Raw genomic sequence first — 25,650 nt, forward strand, 5'->3', positions numbered from 1 at the left:
TCAATTCTTAACCCAAACCAATGTGGTGGTGGTGCCGTACGTACTCACTGGCAATCTAAGTGGGCCTGCGCCTCTACACTTATATGTGAAAGAAATTTATGCCTGTTCAAAGAGAAAGTGACATTAACGATTTTGCGTACGATTACCTGCGCAAACATTACATTACACACTTAGGCGTTAAAAATGTGCAGGTTAATCGTGCCGAGAAAACTAAACGAGGTCACACTCTCGATGGCCTTTTTTCGTTACGCATCACGCCTGATAAGCTTTTTGTAGCATCGCTGCACACCAACTCTTCTAAACAGATTACCTCCATACTTTTAAAGTATAAGAAAAACGGGCTCAGCAAGCTGCGCTATGTAACAGCCTTGTCACTATTTATAACTATTTCCCTGATAACCTGGAAATTTGCTGGCGCAACGCTTGTTCTGGCTATACTTACAGGCTTGGGGATGGCCACGACAGGTTTCGTACTTCATACGGTACTGGACAAACAAAACCGCTTTCGTAAAATCTCAAATTTAGTTGACGCGCTAAAGCTAACGCCTGCCAACGAGCAGTGGTTAGGCCTCTCAATCAGTAGCTTGGCATTCAGAAACAACAGCTTGGCAAATAAGCTGCTGGAGTTGTGCGAGCGCCGCGGTATTGGCCTGATCACGGTGGGCAAACGTGTCAAAGTGGTTATCATTAAAGAGCCTCGGCCTCAAACATGCCAGCAAGGCGATTTTCTGACACATTACGAGGCCGAACAGCAAATCAGAAAAGCCCTTCTCGGTGACTCATACCTACGTGTAGCCTGATCAGTAAACATACTATCCATACTTTTGGAGCCCTCTTGTTGATTTATTGCAACAAGAGGGCTTTTGCATTAGTACAACACCCCAAGTACCCTAGTGCACGCCTATGAAAGCTGATGACACTAATATCTGATCATCATTCCGGTAATTGCGTTAATCTGATTTATTAGCACAACCCTAAACATAAAACGAAACTAACACCTCATGGACGCTCGCTTTATACTGGATTTCCTGAGACGGTTGCAACAGCACAACTCCAAGGCATGGATGGACGCCCACCGCGAGGAATACCAGCAGGCCAAGGCATACTTTAAGGAAATGGTTGAGCAGTTGATTGCCGACGTGCAGCAATTCGACCTATCGGTGCATAGCGTAACTGTTCAGGAATGTGTGTTTCGGATAAATAAGAATGATTTCTCCAAAAAAGGCGAAGCGCCGTATAAAGGGCACTTTGGAGCCGGAATCTCTGAGGGCGGCCGCCACTCGCCATTTGCCAACTATGTGCTGCTGTTGGAACCAGACGGGCACACAAGAATTGGCGGAGGCATCCGGAAACCAACTGCAAAACAGCTCGAGCTGATCAGGGAGGAGATTGACTACAACCCAGGCCAACTTCGGCAGGTGCTGGAGGAGCCGGCATTTAAAGCAATGTATGGGGCGCTGCGCGGCACGCAGCGTAAGCAGGCACCCAAAGGGTACAGCAAAACACACCCAGAACTGGATTTGCTAAAGTATAACGGATTTCAGGTACTGCACTATTTCAGCGATGAAGAAGTATGCGCTCCTGGGTTCTTAGAGCGGCTTCCGGCCATGTTTCGGCAGGTAAAGCCTTTGCATGATTTTCTGAATACAGCCTTAACCGAATTAACGTGAAAAAAATAACACCACTCTACTTTCTCATAACTGTGCTTTCAGCTACTTTTCTTTTTGCCTGTAGCAAAGAGCCCAAGCGCATACCTGATACTATGCCCGACGTACATGGCTACATTACAAACATAAAACGCGCAGCCACCAACGACGAGGCCGTGAAAGCTGAAGTAGCCGTAAAAGCCCTGGACGGAGTAGAGGCCCAATTTAAGGATGCAAATATAAAAATTGATGAGCACACCCTAATCGAGGATGAAACCGGGAAAATGCTCACCTTGAAGAACCTCCGCGAAGGGCACGAAGTCCAAGTATGGTTTGATGGGGAAGTCATGGAGTCGGACCCTGTGCAGGCATATGCAAAAGCCGTGCGTATAAAATACTAGCCATGGCAGCACCAGACAAGAATTACAACTGGCACAAAGTATACGCCTCCGCGGCAGAGGCAGCCCAAAAGGTACCGATGCGCAAGCTCCAGAAACTGGATTTGGCAGGCCGTGAGATTTGCCTTGCCCATACCCAAGCCGGCTTTTTTGCTGTAGCTGATGCCTGCCCGCACCTTGGCTACTCCTTAAGCCGTGGAACGACTAATTACCTGAACGAAGTAGTTTGCCCTTGGCATAGTTACCGCTTTAACCTTGAAAACGGCAAAGAGTGTGAATACCGCTCCCGTAACGCTACAACTTACCCCGTAGAAGTCAGGGAAGACGGACTTTATATCGGTCTCCCGGCCGAGGCCAAGTCCCGTAGCTAGCGCTGTCTCCCAAATTATACGTGGTATGGGGCAGCCATGTATCCGCAATAAACGTAAAACAGGCAGTACGGCACGTAAAACGATCTTGCCACCCCTCACCTCACCCCATTTACATGAAGGCAGTTAGCTTCAGAACAGAATTCGAAGATTTGCTGGCAGCTTGGCCTGCGCCCATTGTGCTAAAACATTTGGAAGGCGATACTTTTATGACCTTGTATCAACGACCCGATTTTATAGAAGCGCACTGGCAGGGCCATATTACTGCCAGCGATGTGGTAACGGCTGCCAAAGTATACTTGGCACTGTTGCAGCGACACACCTGCTCTCATAAACTGCTTAACGATAAAACAGAAGTTACCGGCGATTGGGCCGAGGCTAACGACTGGATGGAGTTTGAATGGCTGCCTCAGGTAATGCGCGCCGGTATGCGCTGCATGGCACATGTTTATTCCGGCAATATGTTTAGCCGTCTCTCTGCCAGAGACTTATACCTTCGGGTAATGCCCCGCCTGCAAATGGCCAACTTCAACAATCGCGCAAATGCCATAGCGTGGCTTACTTCCCGGAAGCCAACTCAGGACAGCGAACTCACATCTCCCTGATAACTTGAACGGCTGCCTTAAAAACTGGCAACCGCTGTCGGAGACACTGGTGTAATTTCCACTGTGTCTAGTAAAACATTCATTACAGGTTCTTCTAGCTCTGCAGGCACTTCGCGTACTACATATACTTCTTTAGGCTGTGTTACTCGATAGGTTTCCTGAACGGCAAAACCAAAACCAAATATTGAGGCGGCGATTAAAATGAGGATTTTCATAGTAGTAGATCTTAATTGGTAAAACTTAAAATTGACATTACAAACATACTATACAGTACTATGTATCACAAAGTACTGTTGCATAAAACACTACCTCATTATACCAACTATACAATTTCATCCGTGAATGCTGCTAAAAGCAAGACGAATAGCGCATTTATTTTTCACGTTGTAATTACCTAATATTCAGGGAGTCGATTAAATTAACTTGCTTCTTGAAATTTGGAGGGAGCCAGCTAAAATGGCTATAGAAGTGTCAAAAAGCTGTATCTTCGCGCCCTTATTATTTATCTGATGCAACAAACTACCAAACCCATACAAAAGGAGGAAGCAGAGGCGAAAGGAGGCTTTAAACGCGAAATAACCCTTTTCGACGCTATTATGATCGTGACAGGCGGCATGATAGGCTCCGGTATTTTTATTGTAACCGCTGATATCTCCCGTGCAGTCATCAGCCCGGCAAACATGCTGCTGGTCTGGGTTATTTCAGGCTTTTTAACCATGGTAGGTGCCGTGAGCTATGGCGAGCTTTCCTCTATGTTCCCTAATGTGGGCGGCCAGTACGTGTACCTAAAGGAGGCTTACAACAAGATGGTGGCCTTCCTTTATGGCTGGACACTCTTTCTGGTTATCCAGACGGGTGTAATTGCTGCCGTAGGTGTTGCCTTTGCCAAATTTACCGGCGTGCTTATCCCTTGGTTCAGCGATGCTAACGTGCTGCTACAGATCGGTAGCTTTAGTTTTAGCACCGAGCAGTTGCTTGCCATCACCAGCATTATCTTCCTGACTTACAACAACTCCAGGGGCGTAAAGAGCGGCAAGCTTATACAGAACATTTTCGGCAGCACCAAACTCATCGCTTTGTTCGGGCTTATACTTTTCGGTCTGCTGTTTGGCGTAAACGATATGGCCGTAGAGGCGAACTTTTCCGATTTCTGGGGCGCAAGCGGGTCTCCAACTTCAGTGCCTGTGGGTCTAGCCTTGGTTTCGGCCATAGGTATGGCTATGGTAGGTGCCCTCTTCTCCGCCGATTCCTGGAATAACATCGGGTTTTCCGGTGATGAGATCGTGAACCCGAAGCGCACCATCGTGCTAAGTATGGTAATAGGCTCTGCTATTGTGATGGGGGTTTACCTGTTGATCAACCTGGTATATTTGCTTGTGCTGCCTATGCACGGTACTGCAGAGGCTACCACCGTATTAGGCCAGGGCATTACAGCCGCCGCCAACGACCGTGTGGCGACAGCCGTTGCTGAAGTGGTTGGCGGCTACCAAGCCACTGTTGCCATTGCCCTACTTATCATGGTTTCTACCTTTGGCTGTAACAACGGAGCCATACTTTCCGGGGCGCGTGTATACTACGCCATCGCCAAAGACGGTCTGTTTTTCGAGCGGATGGGTAGGCTTAATAAACATGGTGTGCCTGCCTTTGGATTATGGCTACAGTGTGCTTGGGCCTGCATGCTCTGCCTTTCCGGCACCTATGGCAACCTGCTTGATTATGTAGTGTTTGCCGTAATGCTTTTCTACATACTTACCATCATCGGGGTATTTATACTTCGGGTGAAGCGACCGGACTTGCCACGCCCTTACAAAACGTTTGGCTACCCCGTGTTGCCTGCGCTGTACGTGCTGCTTTCTTCTGGCATCTGCCTTATTCTGCTCATCGATAAGCCATGGTACACGTGGCCCGGTTTAATCATCGTTGCGCTCGGCATCCCTGTTTATTATTTGGCCGCACACAAGTTTAGCAAAGTAAAATAGATTAAAACCTCTAAGAAAGGCCCGGAAACGTTAATCCGGGCCTTTTTGTACGAAGTAGCTGCCATATAACGGTATTCAGAAACGCATACCTCATGCACACGTAGTACAGGTTTGTATCATCGGATCTGAATCTATGGAAATAAATAAACTAGATGCCATCCCTCCGGGGTGGAGCTATAACCCTGCCTCGTGGGGGCAGCGCCTTCCTATTGTAGGCTTTGCGCTAGTAGGCCTGGCCATTGCCACCTATCTAGCCTTGTTTCAGCTGCACGTTTTTGATACGGTATGGGAGCCTTTTTTCGGGGGCGACAGCCGTAAGATCCTTACCTCAGCCACATCCAAGATTCTGCCCATCCCTGATGCTGCACTTGGTGCCATCGGATATTTCGTGGATGCCCTGGCTGGTATAATTGGCGGTATAAGGCGTTGGCGCACCATGCCCTGGATAGTGATTGTATTTGGCTTGGCAGTGGGTCCGCTAGGCTTTATAAGTGTGCTGCTGGTAGTGCTGCAACCAGTGCTTTACGATGCCTGGTGCACGCTCTGCCTTTGTTCTGCCGCAGTATCTGTTATCATGATTGGGCCAGCTATGGATGAGATGCTTGCCAGTCTGCAGTACATGAAACGGGCAAAGGATGCCAACATATCAACCTGGAAGGTTTTCTGGGGCTACAAAGAAGTTCAAGGCAAAGTTTTATAAGTATGTGGGCACAAATTATAAATGCGATACTAGGTATCTGGCTCATGGCCTCTTCGGCTATACTCGGCTATGCCAGCGCTAAAACTATTCCGGATAACGAACACATTGTAGGTCCTATCATAGCTACTTTTGCCATAATATCCTGGTGGGAGGCAACCCGTGTGCTGCGCCTGTACAACGTTCCGCTAGCCGTTTGGCTTTTGCTAGCCCCTTGGGTGCTCGGTTACGATCATAGCCTGGCAACAGCAAACAGCATGATTGTGGGCGCACTTGTACTAGGTCTCAGCTTTGTAAAAGGGAAGATCGAAGACTCTTACGGTGGGGGCTGGGCCTCACTCCTCAAATCGGATTCTGTCCACGCAAAAGAAGCGCAGAAGCGAGGAAAGCGGTAAACTAGGCACCTTAGTTAACTTAAACCTTTCTAAAGCAATTAAGGTTGATTTACGGTTGCCTTAAAACAAAAACTTCCTCAGCAAAACCTACGGCGTTACTCCCGTAAAAATATACCATGAGCAAAGCATACTTTATAAGCGGCCTGGGTGCCGACTGGCGCATGTTCCAGTTTTTGAAGCTGCCAGACTTTGTACCGATAGAGCATGTGCATTGGGTGGAACCCGCAAATATAGACGAACCGCTTAGCAAGTATGTACACCGCCTAACAGATCAAATAACCGACCCTGACCCGATTTTAGTGGGTATGTCGTATGGTGGTTTGGCAGCAATTGAGTTGAGTAAAATTCTGCGGCCGCGCAAGACCATACTTATCTCCAGCCTGGCTACCCGGCACGCACTGCCCACCATTTACCGGAAACTGGGCAAAACCCACCTGCACCGCTGGATGCCCCTTAAGCTTATGCAGAGCACGTACCCGCTGGCACCCTTCTTTTTCGGGGCACATACGCCCCAGGAGAAGCACTTGCTGAAGGGCGCTATCCTGCATATCAACGAAAAAGTGCTGCGCTGGTCTTTAGGGCAGTTGCTGGAGTGGCCACAGGAGGATATACTGCCAGGGCTTGTGCAAATACACGGAACCCGCGATAGAGTTTTGCCGCTTTATCCTGATCACTCCGATATTATAAAGATAGAAGGTGGGGAACACCTGATGGTAATGCATCAAGCAGATGAAATAAGTGCTATCTTGAGCAAAATTTTAGAAGAGACATGGACAAAAGCAGATATATCATAAACACGCCAAGTGGCCAGCAGGTAGACCTCACACACGCGCACATTATCCGCAGCAATAACCTGTACCCGTTTGGGCAGCACAACTACGCCATCTACGAAACCCCGGAAGGCGTTTTTGTGAAAGGCCTGAACAGCGGCGAGCGCGAAATCATGCTCACGCACTTTGAGCTGATGGAAGAAGCCGATGCCCGCAACTACAGCCATCCATACTTTAGAACAGATAACTAATTAGCCTATGCAACTGAGTTTTTGGGAACGCGAAACATACTTCAGCAACATTGATGTGCTGATTATCGGTAGCGGCATTGTTGGCCTTAACGCCGCGCTGCACCTGAAAACCAAACAGCCACAGCTAAAGATACTGGTGGCCGAGCGCGGCTTGCTGCCTACAGGCGCCAGCTCAAAGAATGCGGGGTTCGCATGCTTCGGCAGCCCCTCCGAGCTGCTCGACGACCTGCAGCATCACTCCGAAGAGGAGGTTTTTGGCCTGGTGGAGCGCCGCTGGAAAGGCCTGAAGCGCCTGCGACACAACCTCGGTGACAGCGCCATTGATTACCACCGCTGGGGCGGTTACGAATTATTTGAACCTAGCCAACAACAACTTTTCGAAGCCTGTCAAGACCAACTGCCATACCTAAACAAGCAGCTGCATGGCATCATCGGGGAGCCACAGGTTTTTCGGGCGGCCGACAACAAGATTAACGACTTCGGATTTAAAGGCATAAATCACCTTCTGCTAAGCACTGCCGAAGGGCAGATTGATACCGGAAAGATGATCCTGGCGCTTACCCAGAAGGTGCAGTCATTGGGTGTGTTGGTACTGAACGGCCTTGAGGTGCTGGCCTTGCAGGAAAATGACCATGACATCAACGCCGTCACCGCGCAGCACATAGACCTTAAAGCCAAGGCAGCCCTGGTGGCTACAAACGGGTTTGCGCAAAAGCTGCTGCCCACGCTGCACGTGCAGCCGGCACGCGCCCAGGTGCTCATTACAAAACCAATCCAGGACCTAAAGTTTCAGGGCACCTTTCACTACGATAAGGGCTACTACTACTTCCGGAACATTGGCAAACGTGTGCTTTTTGGGGGAGGCCGCAATCTTGCCATAGAGGCGGAAACCACCACAGAACTTGGCATGACCGAGTTGATTCAGAACAAGCTGGAAGAACTCTTACGCGAGGTTATACTTCCAGGCACTGCCTTTGAAGTAGATCACCGCTGGAGCGGCATTATGGGTTTGGGTACCAACAACTCTAAAACAACGCTGGTGCAACAAGTATCGAAGCGTGTAAGCTGCGCCCTGCGGTTGGGCGGCATGGGCATTGCCATTGGCTCATTGGTGGGCGAGGAAGGTGCCGAACTTGTGTTGCAGCAAGTTTAAATTACTAAAAAACAAAAGAGACAACCCGTTAAATCGGTTTGCCTCTTTAAAAGTGTACTAAGCGATACTCTAAGCGCTCATCCATTTGGGGGCCGTTTGGTTATACATAGGCGCTAAGATCCGTTGGTGCTGCGCTTCCTTCTCAGCATCGTAAAATGCTGCATACTCTTCTTCCCCCATTTCCTCACGCAAGGCTATGTGATACAGCGCCATTTCCGGGTATAACTTGTATTGTTCTGCTCGCTCTTGAGGGCTGCTTCTGTTAAAATCATAGAAACTCTTCATGGTTGGTTTAGCTCTTAAATATTTGATTTATAATTATTTGACCAACCTTAACATACTCTTTACCTAAGCATTAAGTTATGAGCTTTTTTGCAGATCTGGGCTTTAATTTGGTTCAGGCGTGGTATTGGCTAAAAAAAATATCGGAATACGTAAAATCTTATTTACGTTAACCAATTTTAGGAAATCGAATAGCTATCGCATCATATTTAAATAGCTGAATTAACTATAGAAAATATTATAAATCAACAGGTTACAATAACAAATGTTTCATACCAATTCCCCTCAACACCGTTTCGCTTTATAGCAAGCGCACCGAATAACTTTGCAAAGTATAAAGAAACAGCACCTGACAGAATCAGGTGCTGTTTCTAGCTTATAGCTACTACTTTAGCACATAACCTTCGTAGTGGTATGCAGCTTTGACTATTTACGCTTATTTGGCAAGGCCCAAAACTTCTGTTCCCTGTTCAAATACAATGTCCACTGGTATGTTAGCTTTGGATAGGCGGTCCAGGTCGGCTTGCAGTTGCGGGCTGATCTGGCCTTGCTCGTTAAGTAAAGAACCCACGCCTGCGTAATCGCCGTTGCCCTGCAGCGTTAGTATCTTTTCGGACAGCTTGTTCATGGCCTCGCGCATTTTTTCGTAGTTTACGCGGTACTTACCGGTTTGCTCATCGCGGGCAAAGGCCCCATTCTCTTTAAAGAAGTTGAAGCGTACCATGTTCGCCTTGCCGTGCGCACTGGCTGCTCCAAAGCGCACCGAACGGAAAATACCGGCCAGGAAGGTAGTATAATATTCTTTCAGGTCGCCTTCAACCTCGCCTTTCTCGTGCAGTTGGGTAATCATGTACAACCCAAGGATATCGGCTTTCCCTTCTTCCAGCGCAGATGCGTGCTCTTTTAGGGCCTCGCGAACCGTGCCTTTGCTGTTAATAGTGTTTTTAATGCCCAAGCCATGCGCCACCTCATGGAACATGGTGTTGGCAAAGAAGGCATCAAAGGTAACGTACTGCTGCTGGTCCTCGGCAATCAGTTCATCGGCAATCGGCTCCATGATTTTATCAAACTTGGCTTTCATGGCGTTTTTAAGCTGAAGGCGGCGCGTGCCTTTCTTCAGCTGCACCTGCTCATCGTTTGGCAGGTTAATGGCAATGGTTTTACTACCAGCGTTGCTATCGCCGGCATAGTATACCACATCATAAGCGTTCAGGTCAGAATCAGTGCCTGGGGTTTCGGATTTGTACTTGGCTGGCACCGGCAGGCCGCGCTGCAACTCGGGTAGGAAGGCGGCATACTTAGACAGCCTATCACTCCACTCCATATCTTTTACCAGCACATACGCTTCGTGGGCAGCCTTGTAACCGAACAGCTTATCCTCATACGTCTCTATCGGTCCGATCACGATATCCAGCTTGTTGCTCTTCATGTCCATCCAGGCCAGGTCGCTTGGCTGGTAATTGTCGGTGAGCAAGGCCTCGGCGCGCAGGTTGAGGTATTTTTTAAGCCCTGCATCCTCGGCCAGGCTGGCGGCTTGTTTCAGCAGGTCGGCAGCGCGCTGTACCTCCTCCTTAAACTGCACGTGGTAAGGCACCGTGGTCAGTTTACCACTGTCATCTCGGCGCAGAAACGTATACTGGCTGGCTTTATCCTTTAGGTCTGCTTTCTCAAACTCCTCCTTGGTAATATCGGCCGGGTAAAAATTGGCTCCCTCAGGCTTTGCACCTACGCCGGCTATGAACGGCTCGTTGTTATTCAGGCGGTCCCAGGGGCCATAGTTTATCTTTACATACTGCTTGGCAGCATCGCTATCCAGGGTTGCCAGCAACGAGTCGCTTTGCCCGTAGGCCTCGTACCAGAACAGTTTGTTCATGATCTCGGACGCCTCTATTAGCAATGGCAGCATTTGTTTTTCCTTCTCACTCAACTTGCTCAGGTCGGCAGTCAGTTTTACCGAAGTATAGGTATCCAGTTTCTGCTGGAGGCTGTCCAAGGTTGCTATTTCTGTAGTTGAGGTAGCGCTTTCGTTAGTGTTGCTGCTACAGCCAAAAGAGGCTGCAGCCAAGGCAGAGGCTACCAGTATGTGTTGTGGTTTCATTTAGGTTAGTTTGATTAGTTTGATGTGGAAGATACTAATTTTTACAGTGAGGGCAAAAATAGCGCCAGCCCAGCCGATTGGTTTTCAAAAGCGCGCGGCAAGGGTATAATCCGGAGCGGCTTAAAAATGAAAAAGGGCAGGCAGCCATGGCCCCTACCCTTTCCGAAGTATAAGTATAAATTGTAATGCTAAAATAAGCCGAACAGCTCGCCCTGAATTTTCTCGATGATGCTGCCCAGGTCCTCCGGGTTTGCCACAAAATCAATGTTGTTAACATCTATCACCAGCTGCTTGCCCAGGTCGTAGCTGCTCATCCAGGTGTTGTAGTGGTCGTTGAGGTTGCGTAGGTAGTTAATGCTGATGCTGCTCTCATAGTCGCGGTTGCGCTTTTCAATTTGCCCGATTAGCTTTGGCAGGTCTGCTTTCAGGTAAATCATCAGATCCGGCGCCTTTACCATGCTGATCATGGACTGGAACAGGGCGTGGTAGTTCTCAAAGTCGCGCGTGCTCATCAGGCCGGACTGGTGCAGGTTTTTAGCGAAGATGTGGGCATCCTCGTAAATCGTGCGGTCCTGTATCACATCGTGGCCGTTTGCCTGGATTTGCTGCACCTGGTTAAAGCGGCTGTTCAGGAAGAAAACCTGCAGGTGAAAGGCCCAACGCTCCATATCCTCATAAAAATCCTTCAGGTAGGGATTGTTATCCACTGCCTCCAAGTATAAATCCCATTTAAAATGCTGGGCCAGCTTTGTGGCCAGCGTGGTTTTGCCGGCGCCAATATTGCCAACGATCGCGATATGCATGGTAATCTGTTATTTAAATAAATCAGGGTTACAAAAGTACGGCTTTTTCAGAACCTGTTATCGACAAGTTCCCCACCGGGTTATCAACATTTGGGTGTTGATAAGTATATATGCTTAACCACCCTCCCGGGCAAACGTACACTTAAAGTATTAACCAAACACACAAAGCTATGACAAAAGGACACAACCAGGCTGCCAACAAACAAAGCCAGCCACACGCAAAAAGTTCTGACGATAAAAAGGAAAACCGCCACCTAACCGACCAGAAGCAGAATAAAAGCCCGAACCAGGGCCGTAACGAGAACGAGAAGCAGTCTGGAGGTACAAAAGGGCAAAACGCCATTTAGGCTTAACCCCAAAAAAACAGAACGCCCCGGCAGTTTTATACTGCCGGGGCGTTCTGTTTTTGCTTAAACTATACTTAGCGGCTTTCGCGCATTTCCTCGTAGGCGTCTTTGGCTTCGCGGCCTTTCTTCAGGGTGGCGAACTCTACCTGCAGGGCGGCAATCTTTATCTTGTCGCCAGTGCTCAGCAGGTCCAGCGTGTTGGTTTTGCGCGTGTTTAGTTCGCCCAGCACGAATTCAGCATAGTCCCAGTCGCGTAGGGTCCAGTCGCGGCGGTACTCGCGGGTGTATTCCAGCGCCTTATTAAAGGCATCGCGCAGGTGTACGGGCTTTATTTTGCTGATTTGAGTGGTGCCTGTCATCTCACGCTCCCAGCGCTCCAGTTCCTTGCCGTCCAGGTCAACTAGTTGGCTTTCGTTGCGCACTTTCCACTCGGTATAGCGCTGCTTGTAGGTTTCATACTCTACCCTCGATTTCTCCGACAGCTTTTTAGTGTTGCGGTCTAGGCTGTAAGACAGCTCCTCAAACTCCTTCTTCACTGTGGGCCACTCGGCGGTAATGGCACTATCGGCCTGTGCGCTGCGCTGCTGCATCCAGGCGCGCATCTCAGCCAAATCTTGCTCCAACTGCGTTTGCGCTTGTGCCATGCCCATGCTTGCCAGCAATAGCACTACAGCCAATATCAGGTTAACTCGCTTCTTCATAGTCTTTAGATTTATCCTTTAAACTTTAACAAACCCTCTACCGTAAATATTGTGCCACAAATATATTCCTGAAAGACGAATTTAACTTTTCGGGTTGATTTTTGCATATCAGAAGTTATAACAGCTTAACATACCTGGCCACGCCTGCCATTATCTTTTCGGAATGAAGTACGTTAATAAGAAACAGCAAGCACACCGCCATAACCCTGATTCGCTACACCATTACCCATATGAGCAAACACCACCAAGCTAGCTTCCATGAAACCGTAGTTTCCATGACCAGCAATGACGACGTGATCCTGAGCGTGGACGACTTTCCATTTAACACAACGCTTAGCCTCTCGCCGTTAATATCTTATTGGCAGCACAAAGCACAACAGGACCCTGGCTGCAACACAGAGCGCGTCCGACAGTTGACAGACCTGCTCAATAATACGCCCGAGCTGCTTGGGTCCATCAAAGACCTATCAGTGATAGAGAAGCACATAGATGCCATAGACCTGCTGATGGAGGATATTTTCCCGAATGCCCTTTGGGAAAACGACCTTAAGGCTGTATCTGTGCCCTTTAGGTTCGAGAGTTTTTATGCCAGCCCCAAACTGGAGGAGCTCAAGCTGCTGGAGGGCAGCAATTATTCCGAAAAACTGAATATAGACCAGAAGACACTACTTTTCCGGCTTACGCTACAAGCATACACTATCATACTTGAGAAGTTCTATAACGCAAACTTTTATGTGGATGAGCCCTTTGTGTTCACCATAAACGATAAGTTTACAGGTCTTCAGCGCCACTATAAAGTAGACATCGACCTGAAGTTTATGGAAGTGAAAGCTACCAAAGAAGTGAAACCGCTAGCGGCGCAGCAAATCAACTTCTTGATTAACCGCTACAACGACCTGGACCTTTGGATGCAGCTCCTCCCCCCGGAGAACTTTGAGTTCAGTGGTTTTGCCATCTATGATTTTACGGAAGTAACCATGGAGGAAACGATTTCCTCACTCCGTTACGACCTGCTTGACAAGGACTCTATCAGCAGCGAGGAAGGTTTTGAAGACTTGCAGCAGAAGCTGCGCGTGCTCTTTGGCCTACCAGGCATACAACTGGGCTTTGCCTCCTGCCCTAACTTGCGGGAGTTTGATACCAGCTATGCCCGCCGCATCTGGAGCGGCCTTATACTTACTCAGGATTGCGATCTGGCCCTCAGCGACCTTAGCGGATCTATTTATGAGCCGGTTCTAAGGCGCGGCCATACCATTGTGGTAGAAGACCTTAATGTGTTGCCTAACCCATCCCGCATCGAGCAAAAGCTGCTGGAGGCTGGCTTGCGAAACCTAATTATTGCGCCACTGCAATACGAAGGGCATACAATTGGCCTAATGGAGCTGGCTTCACCCATACCCGGAGAGCTTAATGCCCTTTCCACTATCAAGCTGAAGGAGATTCTGCCGCTGTTTGCCCTGGCTATGAACCGCAGCCTGGACGAGTTGCGCAGCAGCATCCAGAGCATCATCAAGGAAAAGTATACTGCTATTCACCCTATTGTGGAGTGGCGCTTTACGCAAGCGGCCATTAACCTTCTGGAAAAGATAGAGCGCAACGCCAGTTCCGAGATTGAGCCGATCGTGTTCCGGGACATCTATCCGCTTTATGGTTCTTCAGACATCCGAAGCTCTGCGGCAGAGCGCAACAAGGCCATACAAGGCGACTTGCTGGAACAGCTAGTGTTGGCCAAAGAAGTTATACTTGCCGCCAAAGACAACATGCCGCTCTCCATATTAGATGAGCTGATGTTTAAGATCGACAAGTACTCACAGAGCATTGTACACGAGCTGGGCTCCGGAGACGAAGGGCTCATACTTGATTTCCTGCGTACCGAGATTGAGCCGCTGTTTGAGCATTTCCTGCGCCGAGATTCGGCCCAACATGCCATACAAGCTTACCGGTCTGCTATCAACAACCCTTACAAAACAGTATATAATAAGCGCCGGGCCTACGAGGAAAGCCTGTTTATGATCAACGAGACGATCTCGAGCTTCCTGGACCGCGAGGAAGAGAAAGCCCAGCACATTTTCCCGCATTACTTCGAGAAATATAAAACTGATGGCCTGGAGTATAACATTTACATTGGCGCCTCGCTTCTGAACAACGGCGATTTCCAGCCAATCTATCTGAAAAACATGCGCCTTTGGCAACTTATGCTAACCTGCGAGATTGCCCGGCGCATACAAAAGCTACGCGCCAACCTGAAATTGCCGCTGGAAATCACGCAGCTTATACTTGTGCACTCTGATTCGATCTCCATCCGTTTTCGCCTTGACGAAAAGAAATTTGACGTGGACGGAGCCAACAATATCCGCTACGAAATCATTAAAAAGCGCATTGATAAGGCCACGGTTCGCGGTTCAGAAGAGCGCCTTACCCAGCCCGGCAAGATAGCGATAGTATATTCTCAGCAGAAAGAGGCGCATGAGTACGTGCGTTACCTGGAGTTCCTGCAATCAGAGGGATATATAGAAGAGGAGATAGAGCACCTGGAGGTGGAGGAACTACAAGGCGTGCAAGGCCTGAAGGCGTTGCGTGTTACCGTGAACCTGCGCGAGAACCTGCGCCATAATATCGAGGCCGGCGACGAGCTGCTTAATATTGCTCAATCGGCAAGCTTAAACTAAAAAAACGACTCTATATCAAATATATTAAATCTTATATTTATTAAATTTTTTAACTTTTTTTCAACTAGCTTCGTAGCACTAAAAAACACGCATAAACACCTGTAAATAAACAACTTATCAACATATTATATTTACTTCAATTTGCTTTAACTAGAGATTTGTTTGCAACAAGTGCAATTTTTTAAAAAAGAATGGCGTTCTCACTGAAACTTGCCTGCCAAAGGTGGTGGCAAGTGTTGTTTCATCAAATCAACTTTTAGCCAAATGAAACTGAGAAACAAATTCTTACCTGCTATGCTGATGTTAGGTGTAGTAGCGTTTAGCTCTTGCGACAAGCAGGAAAATGAATCGTTCCAGCCTGAAATGGAGCAGGGCAAAATCTCCCACATTCTGGTAGACTCTGCGGAGGTGACATCCTACAACTTCTCCGGAAGCCAGTTAAGCCAGATCAACCACTTTGATGAGGAATCCGGGAATCTGGAGAGCTTCGAGAAGTATGAGCGCGACAGCAAAGGCAAATTACTGAAAAGCAGTGTATTTGCCGGCGGCAACAAAAGCCTGCTTTCTGAGCAGACCTTTACCTACGAATCTAATGGCCAGCTTTCTAAAAGCAACATGGCTTATTACAACGGCAGCAAGCTGGAATATTCGGCCTATGCTACTTATGAGTACAATACTCAGAACAAACTTGAGAAGAAATCAGTGTATGAAGGAAGCGATGCTGACAACAAAGGCAAGCTGAAGTCTTACACGCTGTATGAGGTGCTGCCGAATGGCAACTACACTCAGGAAAAGCAGTACGTGATTGACGATAACAACGATGCGAAGCTGTTCTCTACAACCACATACTCTTACGACGCCAACGTGAACCCATTTAATGAATTGGCAGAGCCAGGCGTGGCTAGCAGCCCGAACAACATGGTGGCTGCCTCCACGGTAGTGCACAACACTAAGAAAACATACAAGTATAGCTACTCCTACACGTATGATGAGCGTGGCTACCCACTCACGCAAACGGTGGTATCGCCGAACGGCAAGCGCCAAACGTATCGTTACCTGTATAGCAACTAACCTATACTAAAGCTACATTAGCAGCAGCGGCTCCTGGCATGTGTCAGGAGCCGCTGTTGTTTGTGCCAGGCCAGCTACTGCCTACATTGCATACTTATCAACAGAAATGAGTATATTGGGTAGATCTAACATATAATACAATGGCTAAAACCAAAATAACGGTAAATAACAACGGCTCGCTGCGCGTTGAAGGCGAAGATTTTGAGATAGTTGACAAGAACGGAAATCCCTATGGTTTGGGAGGCCGCACACTGGTTTCGATCTGCAGGTGCGGGCTATCTGCTAACAAACCATTCTGCGATGGGGCCCATAAAGGCCACTTCGAACACGAGGCTGAGGCCTTTGACCTTCCGCCTAAAAAATAACATCCCCTATGGCAGAAAGCCTGGTAACCATAGCCACCTTTAACGAGCCTACCGAGGCACACATCCTGAAAGGCCGCCTCGAAGCTGAGGGGATCCTATGCTTTTTGGGAGATGAGCATATTATTGGCGCCTACCCACTGTATGCGATGGCAGTTGGAGGCATAAAACTCAAAGTTACCGAAAACGATGTGGACGAGGCTAAAACCATACTTCGCCGCATCTGGCAAGGCAACACCCTCTTCGACTATGATACGCTAGACGAGATGGCGCCGCCAGAGCCTGAACCTGCAGCAGCGGAAGCTGTGCTATGCCCGCGTTGTGGCTCTGACCAAACGAAGGAAAAGCCATACTTTCTACAGGCTTTTTTCGGGCCAAAGTATGAATGCCGCTCCTGCCTGCATCGCTGGAAGCCATAAAACAGAAAAGGGACCTTATCGGTCCCTTTTCTGTTTTATATTCATGCTAAAGGTTTTCCGAGAATGGAATCGGGAAACTCTCCCATACATTATCCTCCGGGCGATCGATCGGTAATTCTCCTAAGCGGCCATAGCGGCGCATATCAATCCAACGGTGGCCCTCGAAGTATAAAGAGAAACGGCGCTGGCGCAGCATCTCGTTTATTAGCGCGGCTTGCGTAACAGGCCCCTGGTAAGGGCCTAAATTGTGGCCTGCCCGTATGATATTTAGTGCAGTTACGGCGTTCGTAAGCTGATTTGTCCGGATACTTGCCTCAGCGTAAATCAGGATAAGCTCCTCGTTGCGGATGATCGGGATCGGGTCGGTGTTGCTTGTGTAAATAGCTACATCGTAGGCACCGGTTAGCCCGCTTTGGGTAGCTGGCGCATCTCGGAGCGATACTTTGTTAATCCGGTCATCCCCTGGCGAGATATCCTGCACATAGCTTGGGTGGGCAATCCTTATCTCTCCGGTGGCATTGTTTGGCAAAAACAAAGGGTTAAGTTGATCCCCGGGAGCTGTGCTGAAAGTATAGTAAACGCCTCTGGAGAAGTTCGTATTTAACTCCAGGAAAGACTGGGTTAAAAGTGTAAGGGCATCTGCAAAGTTCTCGCGGTACACGGCCACACGGGCTGCCAGGGCACGGTTAAACTTTAGAAAGCCAGCCGGATTATTAAAGCCCGTAAACCCTGTTACATCGTCCGGCGCCGCATAACCACTCAGCGAGAAAGCAAACAATGTACCCGCTTGCTGCAAATGCGCAGCCGCTTCGTCCAATAATACAGCGATCGCCGCCAGCGCTGTTGGTTTATCCACGATTGGGCCCAGGTTCTCCGGGTCTGCCACATCCAGCCTGATTCCGTTTTCGTTCATCAGCGTAAGGTTCATGAGCAATTGGTGCGCCTTTATAGTTTTAGCAAAGCCCAAGTACCCTTGCCGCTGCGTTTCTGTGATCAGCTCGGTATTATTTACGGCATCGATCAGGATGTTTGTGTTTTTGACAACTCGGTAGCGTGCCGACCACGGGTTTGTAGTATAAAACGTGTTGTTATCGAGCACGGCGCTACCCGCTCCCAGCAAATCGGAGGTAAAGCGCGGGTCGGACCCTGAGAAACGATAGTACTCCCGGCCAATCACGCCCACATCATCATAATAAGTGCCCAGCACGTTACGCATCCCGGACTCGGTGCCTACCACCAGGTTATTCAGGTCATCTACGGTGGCATTTTCCATCACAGACTCTATGGTAGGGTTGTTGGGGTCTGCAATATCGTCTATCTCGCAAGAGGGCAAGAACAGCAGGACCGCTGAAGCCGCTATAGGTATAAATCGGAGGTGTTTTATATATCTGTTCATCATACTCATACTTTAAAACCCAATAGAGAAATGGAAGAAATAGCGTTTGGACATCGGGAAAGGCATTACATCAACCCCGGTAGAAAGCCCATTGCTGCCAAAGTTTGATACTTCCGGGTCGTAGCCGTCGTAGTCGGTGATGGTGAAGAGGTTGTTGGCTGATGCTCCGATGCGCACGGACCGCACAACATCCCCGAACATGCCGCTCAAAAACGCGATAGGAACGTTGTAGTATACCCCTATTTCGCGGAGGCGCAGGTAAGAAGCATTCTGCACGAAAGTCTCTGCAGACACGCCAAGGGCATCTACCCGTTCTTCGGCATTCGGGATGCCATCGCCGTCATCGTCGTCGTCATAGTCAAAGGATGTGCCCCCTAGGTCGGTTAGCAACTGTGTAAGGTTGATGTTGTCGCCGCCTTTTTTCCAGTGTAGCAGGAACGAGAAAGATAGGTTCTGCTGTATGGTAAAGAAGTTGTGGAAGTTCATCTGGAAGTCCGGAGCCGCATCACCTAGCTTTACCACGCCTTCATCGCCCCGGATACCTACAATTTGCGTAGCAGACTCGCCTTCTTCTATAAAAAAGGTACCCAGTGTGCTACCGAATGCCCCAAGCGGAAAGGCAGGTATGTCCAGTTGCGTAATTTCGGAAGTGTTTCTCCAGTAGCTTACCCTGGAGTCCCATTTTAAGCCAGGTGTTTCTACAGGGGTGGCGCTCAGGGCCAGTTCTACCCCTCGGTTGCGCAGCTCGCCGGCGTTAAGCACTTCTGTGGTAAACCCTGAGGAGGCCGGCACGCTTCGGAATACAATCAGGTTCGATACTTTTTTGTTGTAGTAAGTGGCTTCCAGCAACAGCTTGTTTTCCATCAGGCCAATGTCTATCCCTGTCTCAAACTCTTTTTGCCGCTCCTGTTCTATCTCCTCGTTGCCAAGCTGGGTATTTGGCAGCAAGCCTCCGCTACCCCCTACGTTAGACGATACCAGCGACGTATACTTAGCGCCAAAAGGCGGAAAGCCACCAGACTCACCATAGGCAGCCCGCAGTTTCACAAGGTTAAACCGGTCGATGCTCCAGAAGTCGAAGTTGGTGAGGTTTACAGCCAGGGAGAATTTCGGGAAGCTGTTGAAATCGTTAACCATGGCATTGTTCGAGGATTTATCCAGACGTATACCTGCGGTGGCTATCACGCGGTCGCGCCAGTTAAACTCTTCCTGGGCAAAAAGGCCTTTGTTCCGAACTTTCAAACGCGTTTGATCTACGGTTACAGCACCGGCTTGGTCTAGGTTAGATTGCGTACCAATAAGTTGCGTGGCCACGTTCAGGGTTTGGTCCTGGTTAAAGTTTTCGCGGGTTACGCCAACCGTGGTGGTCAGGAAAACGCTGTTATCCGAAAGGTTGAGGTTATTTACCAGAAAGGCTGCATAGTTCGTGTTCAGGTTGTAATTATTGCCTTGGATGGATGCGCCCCCGGTGCCGTTACCGTTCGATTGAAACTGCAACAGCCTCGGAAAAAGCGCCCGCGTACGGAGGTTGTAAAAGTCCAAGCCAGCCCTGATAACCAGTTTCGTGCTACTCATTTCGCTATCCTGCAGTTTAGTATTCAGGGTAAGGCCACCTAAAAAGCGGTCGGTGTTTTCCTGGTTCGTAATCAGGTCGCGGGTTTGCAGAAAGTTAGATGCCCCGAACGGGTTGTTCGGGTAAAGGCCGTTTTCGTCCGGGAAAAGGTCCACGAAGCTCGGCGTAGAGGACAAGGCCACTCCAAACGAAACCCCTTTGTTATCATTGTTGGTAAGCCCCCGATCTGCGGTGGAGTTAATGTAGTTTGTGCTCAGGCTAAAGTCGAAGCGGTCTGACAGCATGTGGTCTAGGTTAAAGCGCAGCGATTTTTTGTTGTAGCCGGTTTTCTCTACGATCCCTTCCTCATCCTGAATCAAACCGCCTACAAAAAACTGGGTCCGCTCGCTGCCTCCGCTTACATTCAGGCGGGTGTTGTAGAGCATGCCCGTGTTACCGTATAATTCCTCTTCATAATCTATAAGCCGGCCAGCATCGCGGGCTGCAACAAACTGCGGCACGGCAGCGGCGCCAAACGAGGCACGCACGCGGTCTTCGGTTAAGGTGCGCATACCCAGTAGCTTCGAAACGCGCGCGATACCAATATCCTGCGAGAAATCAACAATAGTTTTACCGGCTGCGCCCCTCTTTGTAGTTATAATCACGACACCTGCTGATGCCAGTGAACCATAAATAGCTGCGGCAGAGGCACCTTTCAGCACTTCTATACTTTCAATGTCGTTCGGGTTGAGGTCGGCAATGCGGTTAGAGGCATTGTCTTGCGTGGATGAACTACCGCCGCCGCCTGCATTGGTAACGGCATTCAGGCCCGATGAAATGGAGGAGTTATCTATAATCACGCCATCCACAACATAAAGCGGCTGCGCATTGCCAAAAATGGAGGTAATGCCTCGCAGCTTCATTGCGATGCCGCCTCCCGGCGCACCGGAGTTAGACACCACGTTTGCCCCTACCAGCTTTCCACTGATGGCCGCATCCATGGTTTGCGGCGTTGTAATACCGGTTATCTCCCTAGTGCTAATGGTGGCAACAGCATTGGCTGCATTGGCTCTTTTAACGGTGGTGGCAAGACCTGTAACCACAACTTCGCTTAAGCTAGTAGTACTCTCTCTTAACCGTACATCTAGTGTATTAACGGCTGGTGTAACATCAAAGGTTTGAGAAGTATAGCCAAGGAAAGAGAAAGTCAGCTTACCTGATGCGCCTGGCAGTGTAATGGAGTAATCTCCGTTTGCATCAGTATTAGTACCGGTGGTGGTGCCTACCACTACCACACTTACGCCGGGCAGCGCCTTCCCCGACCCAAAGTCGGTGACCTTACCGCGCACCGTGGTTTGTGCGTAGAGGCTAATTGGAATAAAGCACAGAAGCAGCAGTAGCAGCTTCAGAGGGTAAAGTTTCATCATAGGGATAGCTTTTTTGTAATAAATCAAACAAGACCCATGTTATCAATGAGTTAAACACCCTAAGCTATACGCTACATACTACAATAAGTATAAATTTATCAGCAAATAATTAAAGTTTAAACATATTACATCTACTAGGTTTGCAAGGAGATACACCGTTGTAAAACACAGGCATACTAACTTTACAGAACCGAGCATCCAACCGCATTAAACAAAATAGCCGCAGGCAGTATCGCGTGCGGCTATTTATTATTCGGCTTAATGAAGTATGATTTTACCCTGCCAGTTCGTTCACGAAATCCACGTATTCCTGGCGGGCATCGTCCTGGCTTTTGCCTTCCTGCTTTTTCCAGGCATCCCACTTCGCGATGTTCTTAAAATCAAAGCCGCCCGGGCGCTCGGTATTCACATCGCCCTCGGATGCTTGCTTGTACAAGCCGTATAATTTCAGGAGCACATCGTTGCTTGGTCGCTCCTGCAGAGTTTTAGATTTTGCTACTGCGCTTTCAAATTCTTCTTGTGTGGCCATAGTTTATATATTTTGCAAAGTTTTAAGGTGAGTCTAAATTACAAAAATTTAAGCTGCATGCATAACTTATTGTCTCTTTTGAATACCATTCCTTTTTGATACATTTATAAAACGATAACCAGCGTGCCGAAGCCGCATTTAACCTTAAACCATATATTGGCAATACTATGAAATGCAAAACAAAATCCGTGGCCGTTTGGGGCCCGCTGCTGGCAACTGCCCTTGTAGCAGGCACAGGCTGCTCAACCAGTAACACAAGCAGCAGCCCAACTGATACGACTGCCACTACCACAAGCCAAAGCACTGCTCCGGAAAGTATAACCCTGCAGCCCCCGGTTGCCAAAAAAATCCCGAAGGAGCTAAGCATTCATGGCGATACCCGCACCGACAATTACTACTGGCTGAACGAGCGCGAGAACCCAGAGGTGATTTCATACCTGAACGCCGAGAATGCATACACCTCAAAAATGCTGGCTAACACCGAAACCCTGCAGCAAAAGCTCTACGACGAGATAGTGGGCCGCATCAAGCAAAACGATGCCTCGGTACCTTACCGCGACAAAGGCTACTGGTATTACGTGCGTTACGAGGAAGGAAAAGAGTACCCGATTTACGCCCGCAAAAAAGGAAGTATGGATGCCGCCGAAGAGGTGATGCTAAATGCTAACCTGCGTGCCGAGGGACAAAGCTATTACTCCGCCGCTGGCCTGGACGTAAGCCCCAATAACCAACTTCTGGCTTTTGGCGAGGACACCGTGAGCCGCCGGAAGTATACATTGCGCTTTAAGAACCTGCAAACCGGAACCCTACTTCCTGACCAAATCCCGAATACCACGGGCAGCGCCGTGTGGGCCAACGACAACAAAACAGTATACTATACCATGAAGGACCCTGCCCTGCGATCCTTCAAAATATTTAAGCACACGCTGGGCACGCCAACCGCCCAAGACGAAGAAGTATATCACGAGGCCGATGAAACCTTCAGCACCTTTGTGTATAAGACCAAGAGCGACAAGTATATCATTATAGGCTCGGGCAGCACCTTATCGAACGAATACAGGTACCTGGATGCCGACAAACCCGACGGTAGCTTTAAGGTGATTCAACCCCGCGAGCGCGGCCTGGAATACAGCGTGGACCACTTTGGCGATAAGTTCTACCTAGTCACCAACAAGGATGGCGCAACCAACTTTAAGCTGATGCAGACGCCGGTAACCAAAACCGGGAAGGCCAACTGGAAAGAGGTGATACCACACCGCCCGGATGTGCTGCTGGAGGGCATCGAAATATTTAAGGATTACCTAACGCTGCAGGAGCGCAAAAACGGCCTTTCCCAGATACGGGTGAAAAGCTGGAGCAACTCCGCTACCGATTACTACATCAACTTCGGAGAGGAAGCCTATTTGGCGTACATCAGCAACAACCCCGAATTTGACACCAAGGAGCTACGCTACGGCTACTCATCGCTCACCACTCCTTTCTCAACCTACGCCTACAACATGCAGACCAAGGAGAAAGAACTGCTGAAACGAGATGAAGTGCTCGGGGACTTTAACCCGGAAAACTACGAGGCAAAACGCATTTACGCCACCGCCGAGGATGGCACCAGGATCCCGGTTTCGTTGGTGTATCGCAAAGGCTTGCAACTGGATGGCAACAACCCCACGCTGCTCTACGGTTATGGCTCTTACGGCAATAGTATGAATGCGGCTTTCAGCTCGGTGCGCCTCAGCATGCTGGACCGTGGTTTTGTGTATGCCATCGCACACATCCGTGGCGGGCAAGAAATGGGCCGCCAGTGGTACGAAAACGGCAAAATGCTGAAGAAGAAAAACACGTTCACCGATTTTATTGATGCCGCAGAATACCTGGTGGATCAGAAGTATACCAACCCAAATAAACTGTTTGCACAGGGTGGCAGCGCAGGCGGCCTGCTGATGGGTGCCGTGGTAAACATGCGCCCCGATCTATTTAAGGGCGTGCTGGCAGCGGTTCCGTTTGTAGATGTGGTAACCACCATGCTAGACACCAGCATTCCGCTTACAACCGGTGAGTTTGACGAATGGGGCAACCCCGCCGAGAAACAGTACTACGACTACATGCTGTCTTACTCGCCCTATGACAACGTGGAAGCCAAAGCCTACCCCAACATGCTTGTTACCACCGGCCTCCACGACTCGCAGGTGCAGTACTGGGAGCCAGCCAAGTGGGTAGCCAAACTCCGCGAGATGAAGACCGATGACAATATGCTGCTGCTGCACACCAACATGGAGGCAGGCCACGGCGGCGCTTCCGGCCGCTTCCAACGCTACAAGGAAACCGCCATGCAGTATGCCTTCCTGCTAAACCTGCTGGAAGAGGAGTAGAATTGTTGGTTGATGGTTGTTGATGGTTGTTAAATTGCTGGATGATTTAATTGTTGTTTATTGCGGAGTTGATCTCTATTGAAATTCTTTTAAATACGACAGTCACCCCTGTATAATGAGTAAGGCCGCGCCAAAGCGCGGCCTTACTCATTAATAGCAATTAAGCCTTAAACAATTAAACTATCTAACAATTAAGCCTATTTATCCATCAAACCATTTAACAATCAGCCATCAACAACCAACAATTAACCAAATTTTAGCACAATCTTGCCGAACTGCTTGCTGGCTTCCATGTAGCGCATGGCTTCTTCTGCCTGCTCCATGGGGTATACAATATCAACAACCGGCCTGATCTCCTTTTCTTCCACTAGTTTCAGCATGGCGGCAAAATCCTGGGCGGTGCCCATGGTGCTGCCGTAAATAGAGAGTTGCTTCCAGAACAGGTCTGCCGGGTTTAGTTGCCCAATCATACCCGTTGTGCCGCCATACATGCTGATGCGCCCGCCGGGTTTGGCTAGTTTTACGAGCTGCACAAAGCCCTCCCCTGCCGCACTGTCTATGATCACGTCGAAGCCGCCGGTCTGTGCCTTCAGGTCTTTTCCCCAGTTTTCCTTTTTGTAGCTGATGCCCCCAGCGGCACCCAGGTCCTGGGTCAGGCCAATTTTCTCATCCGAGCCAGAGGTTACCCATACTTCGGCACCAGTTGCAAGGGCAAACTGAATGGCAAACAACGCCACACCGCCACCGGCCCCGGTTACCAGCACTTTGTCGCCGGCCTGGAGCTCGCACTTAGTAAACAATGCCCTGTAAGCCGTAACGCCAGCCAGCGGCAAAGCGGCAGCCTCCTCAAAACTCAGGTGGATGGGTTTTTGGTGCAGGTTTTCGGCAGGTACTTTTACATACTCGGCAAAGGCGCCATCCTCGGGCATGCCCATTATTTTATACTTTGCTGAATGCACCCGCGGGTTATCTCCCCACCCGGTCGAGGGATCAACAATCACCTCCTGGTTTAGCCAGTTTGCATCAACACCTTCCCCAAGCTCGGTTACCACGCCGGCGCAATCAGAGCCAAGTATGGCGGGATACTCTTTTATAAAATAGCGGCCTTTCTGTATCCATACATCGCGGCGGTTAAGCGCGGCTGCCTTCACCTGCACAATCGCCTCGCCGGGGCCTGCAACAGGTTTTTCCTTTTCTATTATGGTAAATGGTTTGTTGATATCCTCCAGGTATACTGCTTTCATAAGTACAGACTTTTAGTATTTAATACGGGCTCACTTTTAACAAAGATAGGGTTTAAGCGAGAAGGTGAAAGTATGGCCGGCATTGGCATTTACTTTTCCAGCCCTTATCTTGCAGCCACAGC

The 25,650-nt window shown here is 49.1% G+C and carries 26 protein-coding genes; 17 read left to right on the forward strand and 9 right to left on the reverse strand.

Translation table 11 applies throughout. The features are described 5' to 3' along the window. The first annotated feature begins 98 nt into the window (after nt 1-98). The 5 genes from D1627_RS03050 to D1627_RS03070 all read left to right on the forward strand — a co-directional run bounded on the left by D1627_RS03050 (nt 99) and on the right by D1627_RS03070 (nt 3,017). On the forward strand, nt 99-800 hold the full coding sequence (locus D1627_RS03050; protein WP_119430723.1) for a hypothetical protein: 702 nt from the start codon (nt 99-101) through the stop codon (nt 798-800). Nucleotides 801-1,001: 201 nt separating this feature from the next. After that, on the forward strand, nt 1,002-1,670 hold the full coding sequence (locus D1627_RS03055; RefSeq protein ID WP_119430724.1) for a DUF2461 domain-containing protein: 669 nt from the start codon (nt 1,002-1,004) through the stop codon (nt 1,668-1,670). Between the two features lie 92 nt (nt 1,671-1,762). Further along, entirely contained in the window at nt 1,763-2,047 is a 285-nt protein-coding gene (locus D1627_RS03060; RefSeq protein WP_158607138.1) for a DUF3221 domain-containing protein, read from the forward strand. Nucleotides 2,048-2,049: 2 nt separating this feature from the next. Next, the gene (locus D1627_RS03065) at nt 2,050-2,415 is read left to right on the forward strand and encodes a Rieske (2Fe-2S) protein (protein WP_119430726.1); all 366 of its coding nucleotides are present in this window, start codon (nt 2,050-2,052) and stop codon (nt 2,413-2,415) included. Between the two features lie 113 nt (nt 2,416-2,528). Next, nucleotides 2,529-3,017, forward strand: coding sequence for a hypothetical protein (locus D1627_RS03070; RefSeq protein WP_119430727.1), 489 nt, complete (start codon nt 2,529-2,531; stop codon nt 3,015-3,017). Nucleotides 3,018-3,034: 17 nt separating this feature from the next. On the opposite strand, the gene D1627_RS03075 is transcribed toward D1627_RS03070, so the two are convergent. Beyond that, nucleotides 3,035-3,232, reverse strand: coding sequence for a hypothetical protein (locus D1627_RS03075; protein WP_119430728.1), 198 nt, complete (start codon nt 3,230-3,232; stop codon nt 3,035-3,037). A gap of 294 nt (nt 3,233-3,526) precedes the next feature. Between D1627_RS03075 and D1627_RS03080 the strand changes: the two genes are divergently transcribed. From D1627_RS03080 to D1627_RS03105, 6 genes are all read left to right on the forward strand, one after another. After that, the gene (locus tag D1627_RS03080) at nt 3,527-4,996 is read left to right on the forward strand and encodes an APC family permease (RefSeq protein ID WP_119430729.1); all 1,470 of its coding nucleotides are present in this window, start codon (nt 3,527-3,529) and stop codon (nt 4,994-4,996) included. 133 nt (nt 4,997-5,129) lie between these two features. After that, complete coding sequence (locus D1627_RS03085; RefSeq protein ID WP_119430730.1) at nt 5,130-5,696, forward strand: vitamin K epoxide reductase family protein; 567 nt, start codon at nt 5,130-5,132, stop codon at nt 5,694-5,696. Nucleotides 5,697-5,698: 2 nt separating this feature from the next. Further along, nucleotides 5,699-6,088: an SPW repeat domain-containing protein gene (locus D1627_RS03090; RefSeq protein ID WP_119430731.1), complete on the forward strand. Its 390-nt coding sequence runs from the start codon at nt 5,699-5,701 to the stop codon at nt 6,086-6,088. 116 nt (nt 6,089-6,204) lie between these two features. Beyond that, nucleotides 6,205-6,882: an alpha/beta hydrolase gene (locus tag D1627_RS03095; RefSeq protein ID WP_119430732.1), complete on the forward strand. Its 678-nt coding sequence runs from the start codon at nt 6,205-6,207 to the stop codon at nt 6,880-6,882. Beyond that, nucleotides 6,858-7,109 carry a hypothetical protein gene (locus D1627_RS03100; RefSeq protein WP_119430733.1) on the forward strand — a complete coding sequence of 84 codons (252 nt, stop codon included), beginning with the start codon at nt 6,858-6,860 and terminating at the stop codon, nt 7,107-7,109. Before D1627_RS03095 ends, D1627_RS03100 begins: the two co-directional genes overlap by 25 nt. A gap of 7 nt (nt 7,110-7,116) precedes the next feature. Further along, on the forward strand, nt 7,117-8,262 hold the full coding sequence (locus tag D1627_RS03105; RefSeq protein WP_119430734.1) for an NAD(P)/FAD-dependent oxidoreductase: 1,146 nt from the start codon (nt 7,117-7,119) through the stop codon (nt 8,260-8,262). Between the two features lie 69 nt (nt 8,263-8,331). On the opposite strand, the gene D1627_RS03110 is transcribed toward D1627_RS03105, so the two are convergent. The 3 genes from D1627_RS03110 to D1627_RS03120 form a co-directional block, all read right to left on the reverse strand. Next, nucleotides 8,332-8,547 carry a hypothetical protein gene (locus D1627_RS03110; RefSeq protein WP_119430735.1) on the reverse strand — a complete coding sequence of 72 codons (216 nt, stop codon included), beginning with the start codon at nt 8,545-8,547 and terminating at the stop codon, nt 8,332-8,334. A gap of 433 nt (nt 8,548-8,980) precedes the next feature. Further along, nucleotides 8,981-10,642, reverse strand: coding sequence for a dipeptidyl-peptidase 3 family protein (locus tag D1627_RS03115; protein WP_119430736.1), 1,662 nt, complete (start codon nt 10,640-10,642; stop codon nt 8,981-8,983). Between the two features lie 188 nt (nt 10,643-10,830). Then, nucleotides 10,831-11,445, reverse strand: a complete 615-nt coding sequence (locus tag D1627_RS03120) for a deoxynucleoside kinase (protein ID WP_119430737.1) — start codon at nt 11,443-11,445, stop codon at nt 10,831-10,833. A gap of 170 nt (nt 11,446-11,615) precedes the next feature. On the opposite strand from D1627_RS03120, the gene D1627_RS18425 reads away from it, so the two are divergent. After that, nucleotides 11,616-11,792: a hypothetical protein gene (locus D1627_RS18425; protein ID WP_199688360.1), complete on the forward strand. Its 177-nt coding sequence runs from the start codon at nt 11,616-11,618 to the stop codon at nt 11,790-11,792. Between the two features lie 74 nt (nt 11,793-11,866). On the opposite strand, the gene D1627_RS03125 is transcribed toward D1627_RS18425, so the two are convergent. Further along, entirely contained in the window at nt 11,867-12,493 is a 627-nt protein-coding gene (locus tag D1627_RS03125) for a hypothetical protein (RefSeq protein ID WP_119430738.1), read from the reverse strand. Between the two features lie 230 nt (nt 12,494-12,723). On the opposite strand from D1627_RS03125, the gene D1627_RS03130 reads away from it, so the two are divergent. The 4 genes from D1627_RS03130 to D1627_RS03145 all read left to right on the forward strand — a co-directional run bounded on the left by D1627_RS03130 (nt 12,724) and on the right by D1627_RS03145 (nt 17,014). Then, nucleotides 12,724-15,162 (forward strand): GAF domain-containing protein, encoded by a 2,439-nt coding sequence (locus D1627_RS03130; protein ID WP_119430739.1) that lies wholly within the window; start codon nt 12,724-12,726, stop codon nt 15,160-15,162. Nucleotides 15,163-15,426: 264 nt separating this feature from the next. Continuing rightward, nucleotides 15,427-16,233, forward strand: coding sequence for a hypothetical protein (locus D1627_RS03135; protein WP_119430740.1), 807 nt, complete (start codon nt 15,427-15,429; stop codon nt 16,231-16,233). Between the two features lie 140 nt (nt 16,234-16,373). Continuing rightward, the gene (locus D1627_RS03140; protein ID WP_119430741.1) at nt 16,374-16,598 is read left to right on the forward strand and encodes a CDGSH iron-sulfur domain-containing protein; all 225 of its coding nucleotides are present in this window, start codon (nt 16,374-16,376) and stop codon (nt 16,596-16,598) included. An 8-nt stretch (nt 16,599-16,606) separates the two neighbouring features. Beyond that, the gene (locus tag D1627_RS03145) at nt 16,607-17,014 is read left to right on the forward strand and encodes a putative signal transducing protein (protein WP_119430742.1); all 408 of its coding nucleotides are present in this window, start codon (nt 16,607-16,609) and stop codon (nt 17,012-17,014) included. 46 nt (nt 17,015-17,060) lie between these two features. Here D1627_RS03145 and D1627_RS03150 read toward each other — a convergent pair whose 3' ends face one another. From D1627_RS03150 to D1627_RS03160, 3 genes are all read right to left on the reverse strand, one after another. Further along, nucleotides 17,061-18,413, reverse strand: a complete 1,353-nt coding sequence (locus D1627_RS03150; protein WP_119430743.1) for a RagB/SusD family nutrient uptake outer membrane protein — start codon at nt 18,411-18,413, stop codon at nt 17,061-17,063. A 9-nt stretch (nt 18,414-18,422) separates the two neighbouring features. Continuing rightward, complete coding sequence (locus D1627_RS03155; RefSeq protein ID WP_119431096.1) at nt 18,423-21,389, reverse strand: SusC/RagA family TonB-linked outer membrane protein; 2,967 nt, start codon at nt 21,387-21,389, stop codon at nt 18,423-18,425. A gap of 274 nt (nt 21,390-21,663) precedes the next feature. After that, nucleotides 21,664-21,918: an acyl-CoA-binding protein gene (locus D1627_RS03160; protein WP_119430744.1), complete on the reverse strand. Its 255-nt coding sequence runs from the start codon at nt 21,916-21,918 to the stop codon at nt 21,664-21,666. A 167-nt stretch (nt 21,919-22,085) separates the two neighbouring features. On the opposite strand from D1627_RS03160, the gene D1627_RS03165 reads away from it, so the two are divergent. Further along, nucleotides 22,086-24,284 (forward strand): S9 family peptidase, encoded by a 2,199-nt coding sequence (locus D1627_RS03165; protein ID WP_119430745.1) that lies wholly within the window; start codon nt 22,086-22,088, stop codon nt 24,282-24,284. A gap of 245 nt (nt 24,285-24,529) precedes the next feature. Here the strand turns inward: D1627_RS03165 and D1627_RS03170 are convergent, their stop codons facing one another. Beyond that, nucleotides 24,530-25,528, reverse strand: a complete 999-nt coding sequence (locus D1627_RS03170) for a quinone oxidoreductase family protein (RefSeq protein WP_119430746.1) — start codon at nt 25,526-25,528, stop codon at nt 24,530-24,532. Between the last annotated feature and the right edge of the window lie 122 nt (nt 25,529-25,650).

The sequence above is a fragment of the Pontibacter oryzae genome, from assembly GCF_003576375.1.
Classification (GTDB): domain Bacteria; phylum Bacteroidota; class Bacteroidia; order Cytophagales; family Hymenobacteraceae; genus Pontibacter; species Pontibacter oryzae.

Excerpts from the sequence above, each read along its gene's own strand:
- D1627_RS03145 (WP_119430742.1), top strand. The coding sequence starts at position 16,607 with ATGGCAGAAAGCCTGGTAACCATAGCCACCTTTAACGAGCCTACCGAG.
- D1627_RS03140 (WP_119430741.1), top strand. The coding sequence starts at position 16,374 with ATGGCTAAAACCAAAATAACGGTAAATAACAACGGCTCGCTGCGCGTT.
- D1627_RS03115 (WP_119430736.1), bottom strand. The coding sequence starts at position 10,642 with ATGAAACCACAACACATACTGGTAGCCTCTGCCTTGGCTGCAGCCTCT.
- D1627_RS03170 (WP_119430746.1), bottom strand. The coding sequence starts at position 25,528 with ATGAAAGCAGTATACCTGGAGGATATCAACAAACCATTTACCATAATA.
- D1627_RS03165 (WP_119430745.1), top strand. The coding sequence starts at position 22,086 with ATGAAATGCAAAACAAAATCCGTGGCCGTTTGGGGCCCGCTGCTGGCA.
- D1627_RS03135 (WP_119430740.1), top strand. The coding sequence starts at position 15,427 with ATGAAACTGAGAAACAAATTCTTACCTGCTATGCTGATGTTAGGTGTA.
- D1627_RS03090 (WP_119430731.1), top strand. The coding sequence starts at position 5,699 with ATGTGGGCACAAATTATAAATGCGATACTAGGTATCTGGCTCATGGCC.
- D1627_RS03130 (WP_119430739.1), top strand. The coding sequence starts at position 12,724 with ATGAGCAAACACCACCAAGCTAGCTTCCATGAAACCGTAGTTTCCATG.
- D1627_RS03105 (WP_119430734.1), top strand. The coding sequence starts at position 7,117 with ATGCAACTGAGTTTTTGGGAACGCGAAACATACTTCAGCAACATTGAT.
- D1627_RS03155 (WP_119431096.1), bottom strand. The coding sequence starts at position 21,389 with ATGATGAAACTTTACCCTCTGAAGCTGCTACTGCTGCTTCTGTGCTTT.
- D1627_RS03160 (WP_119430744.1), bottom strand. The coding sequence starts at position 21,918 with ATGGCCACACAAGAAGAATTTGAAAGCGCAGTAGCAAAATCTAAAACT.
- D1627_RS03080 (WP_119430729.1), top strand. The coding sequence starts at position 3,527 with ATGCAACAAACTACCAAACCCATACAAAAGGAGGAAGCAGAGGCGAAA.
- D1627_RS18425 (WP_199688360.1), top strand. The coding sequence starts at position 11,616 with ATGACAAAAGGACACAACCAGGCTGCCAACAAACAAAGCCAGCCACAC.
- D1627_RS03095 (WP_119430732.1), top strand. The coding sequence starts at position 6,205 with ATGAGCAAAGCATACTTTATAAGCGGCCTGGGTGCCGACTGGCGCATG.
- D1627_RS03085 (WP_119430730.1), top strand. The coding sequence starts at position 5,130 with ATGGAAATAAATAAACTAGATGCCATCCCTCCGGGGTGGAGCTATAAC.
- D1627_RS03125 (WP_119430738.1), bottom strand. The coding sequence starts at position 12,493 with ATGAAGAAGCGAGTTAACCTGATATTGGCTGTAGTGCTATTGCTGGCA.
- D1627_RS03070 (WP_119430727.1), top strand. The coding sequence starts at position 2,529 with ATGAAGGCAGTTAGCTTCAGAACAGAATTCGAAGATTTGCTGGCAGCT.
- D1627_RS03050 (WP_119430723.1), top strand. The coding sequence starts at position 99 with ATGCCTGTTCAAAGAGAAAGTGACATTAACGATTTTGCGTACGATTAC.
- D1627_RS03110 (WP_119430735.1), bottom strand. The coding sequence starts at position 8,547 with ATGAAGAGTTTCTATGATTTTAACAGAAGCAGCCCTCAAGAGCGAGCA.
- D1627_RS03120 (WP_119430737.1), bottom strand. The coding sequence starts at position 11,445 with ATGCATATCGCGATCGTTGGCAATATTGGCGCCGGCAAAACCACGCTG.
- D1627_RS03055 (WP_119430724.1), top strand. The coding sequence starts at position 1,002 with ATGGACGCTCGCTTTATACTGGATTTCCTGAGACGGTTGCAACAGCAC.
- D1627_RS03060 (WP_158607138.1), top strand. The coding sequence starts at position 1,763 with ATGCCCGACGTACATGGCTACATTACAAACATAAAACGCGCAGCCACC.
- D1627_RS03065 (WP_119430726.1), top strand. The coding sequence starts at position 2,050 with ATGGCAGCACCAGACAAGAATTACAACTGGCACAAAGTATACGCCTCC.
- D1627_RS03075 (WP_119430728.1), bottom strand. The coding sequence starts at position 3,232 with ATGAAAATCCTCATTTTAATCGCCGCCTCAATATTTGGTTTTGGTTTT.
- D1627_RS03100 (WP_119430733.1), top strand. The coding sequence starts at position 6,858 with ATGGACAAAAGCAGATATATCATAAACACGCCAAGTGGCCAGCAGGTA.
- D1627_RS03150 (WP_119430743.1), bottom strand. The coding sequence starts at position 18,413 with ATGATGAACAGATATATAAAACACCTCCGATTTATACCTATAGCGGCT.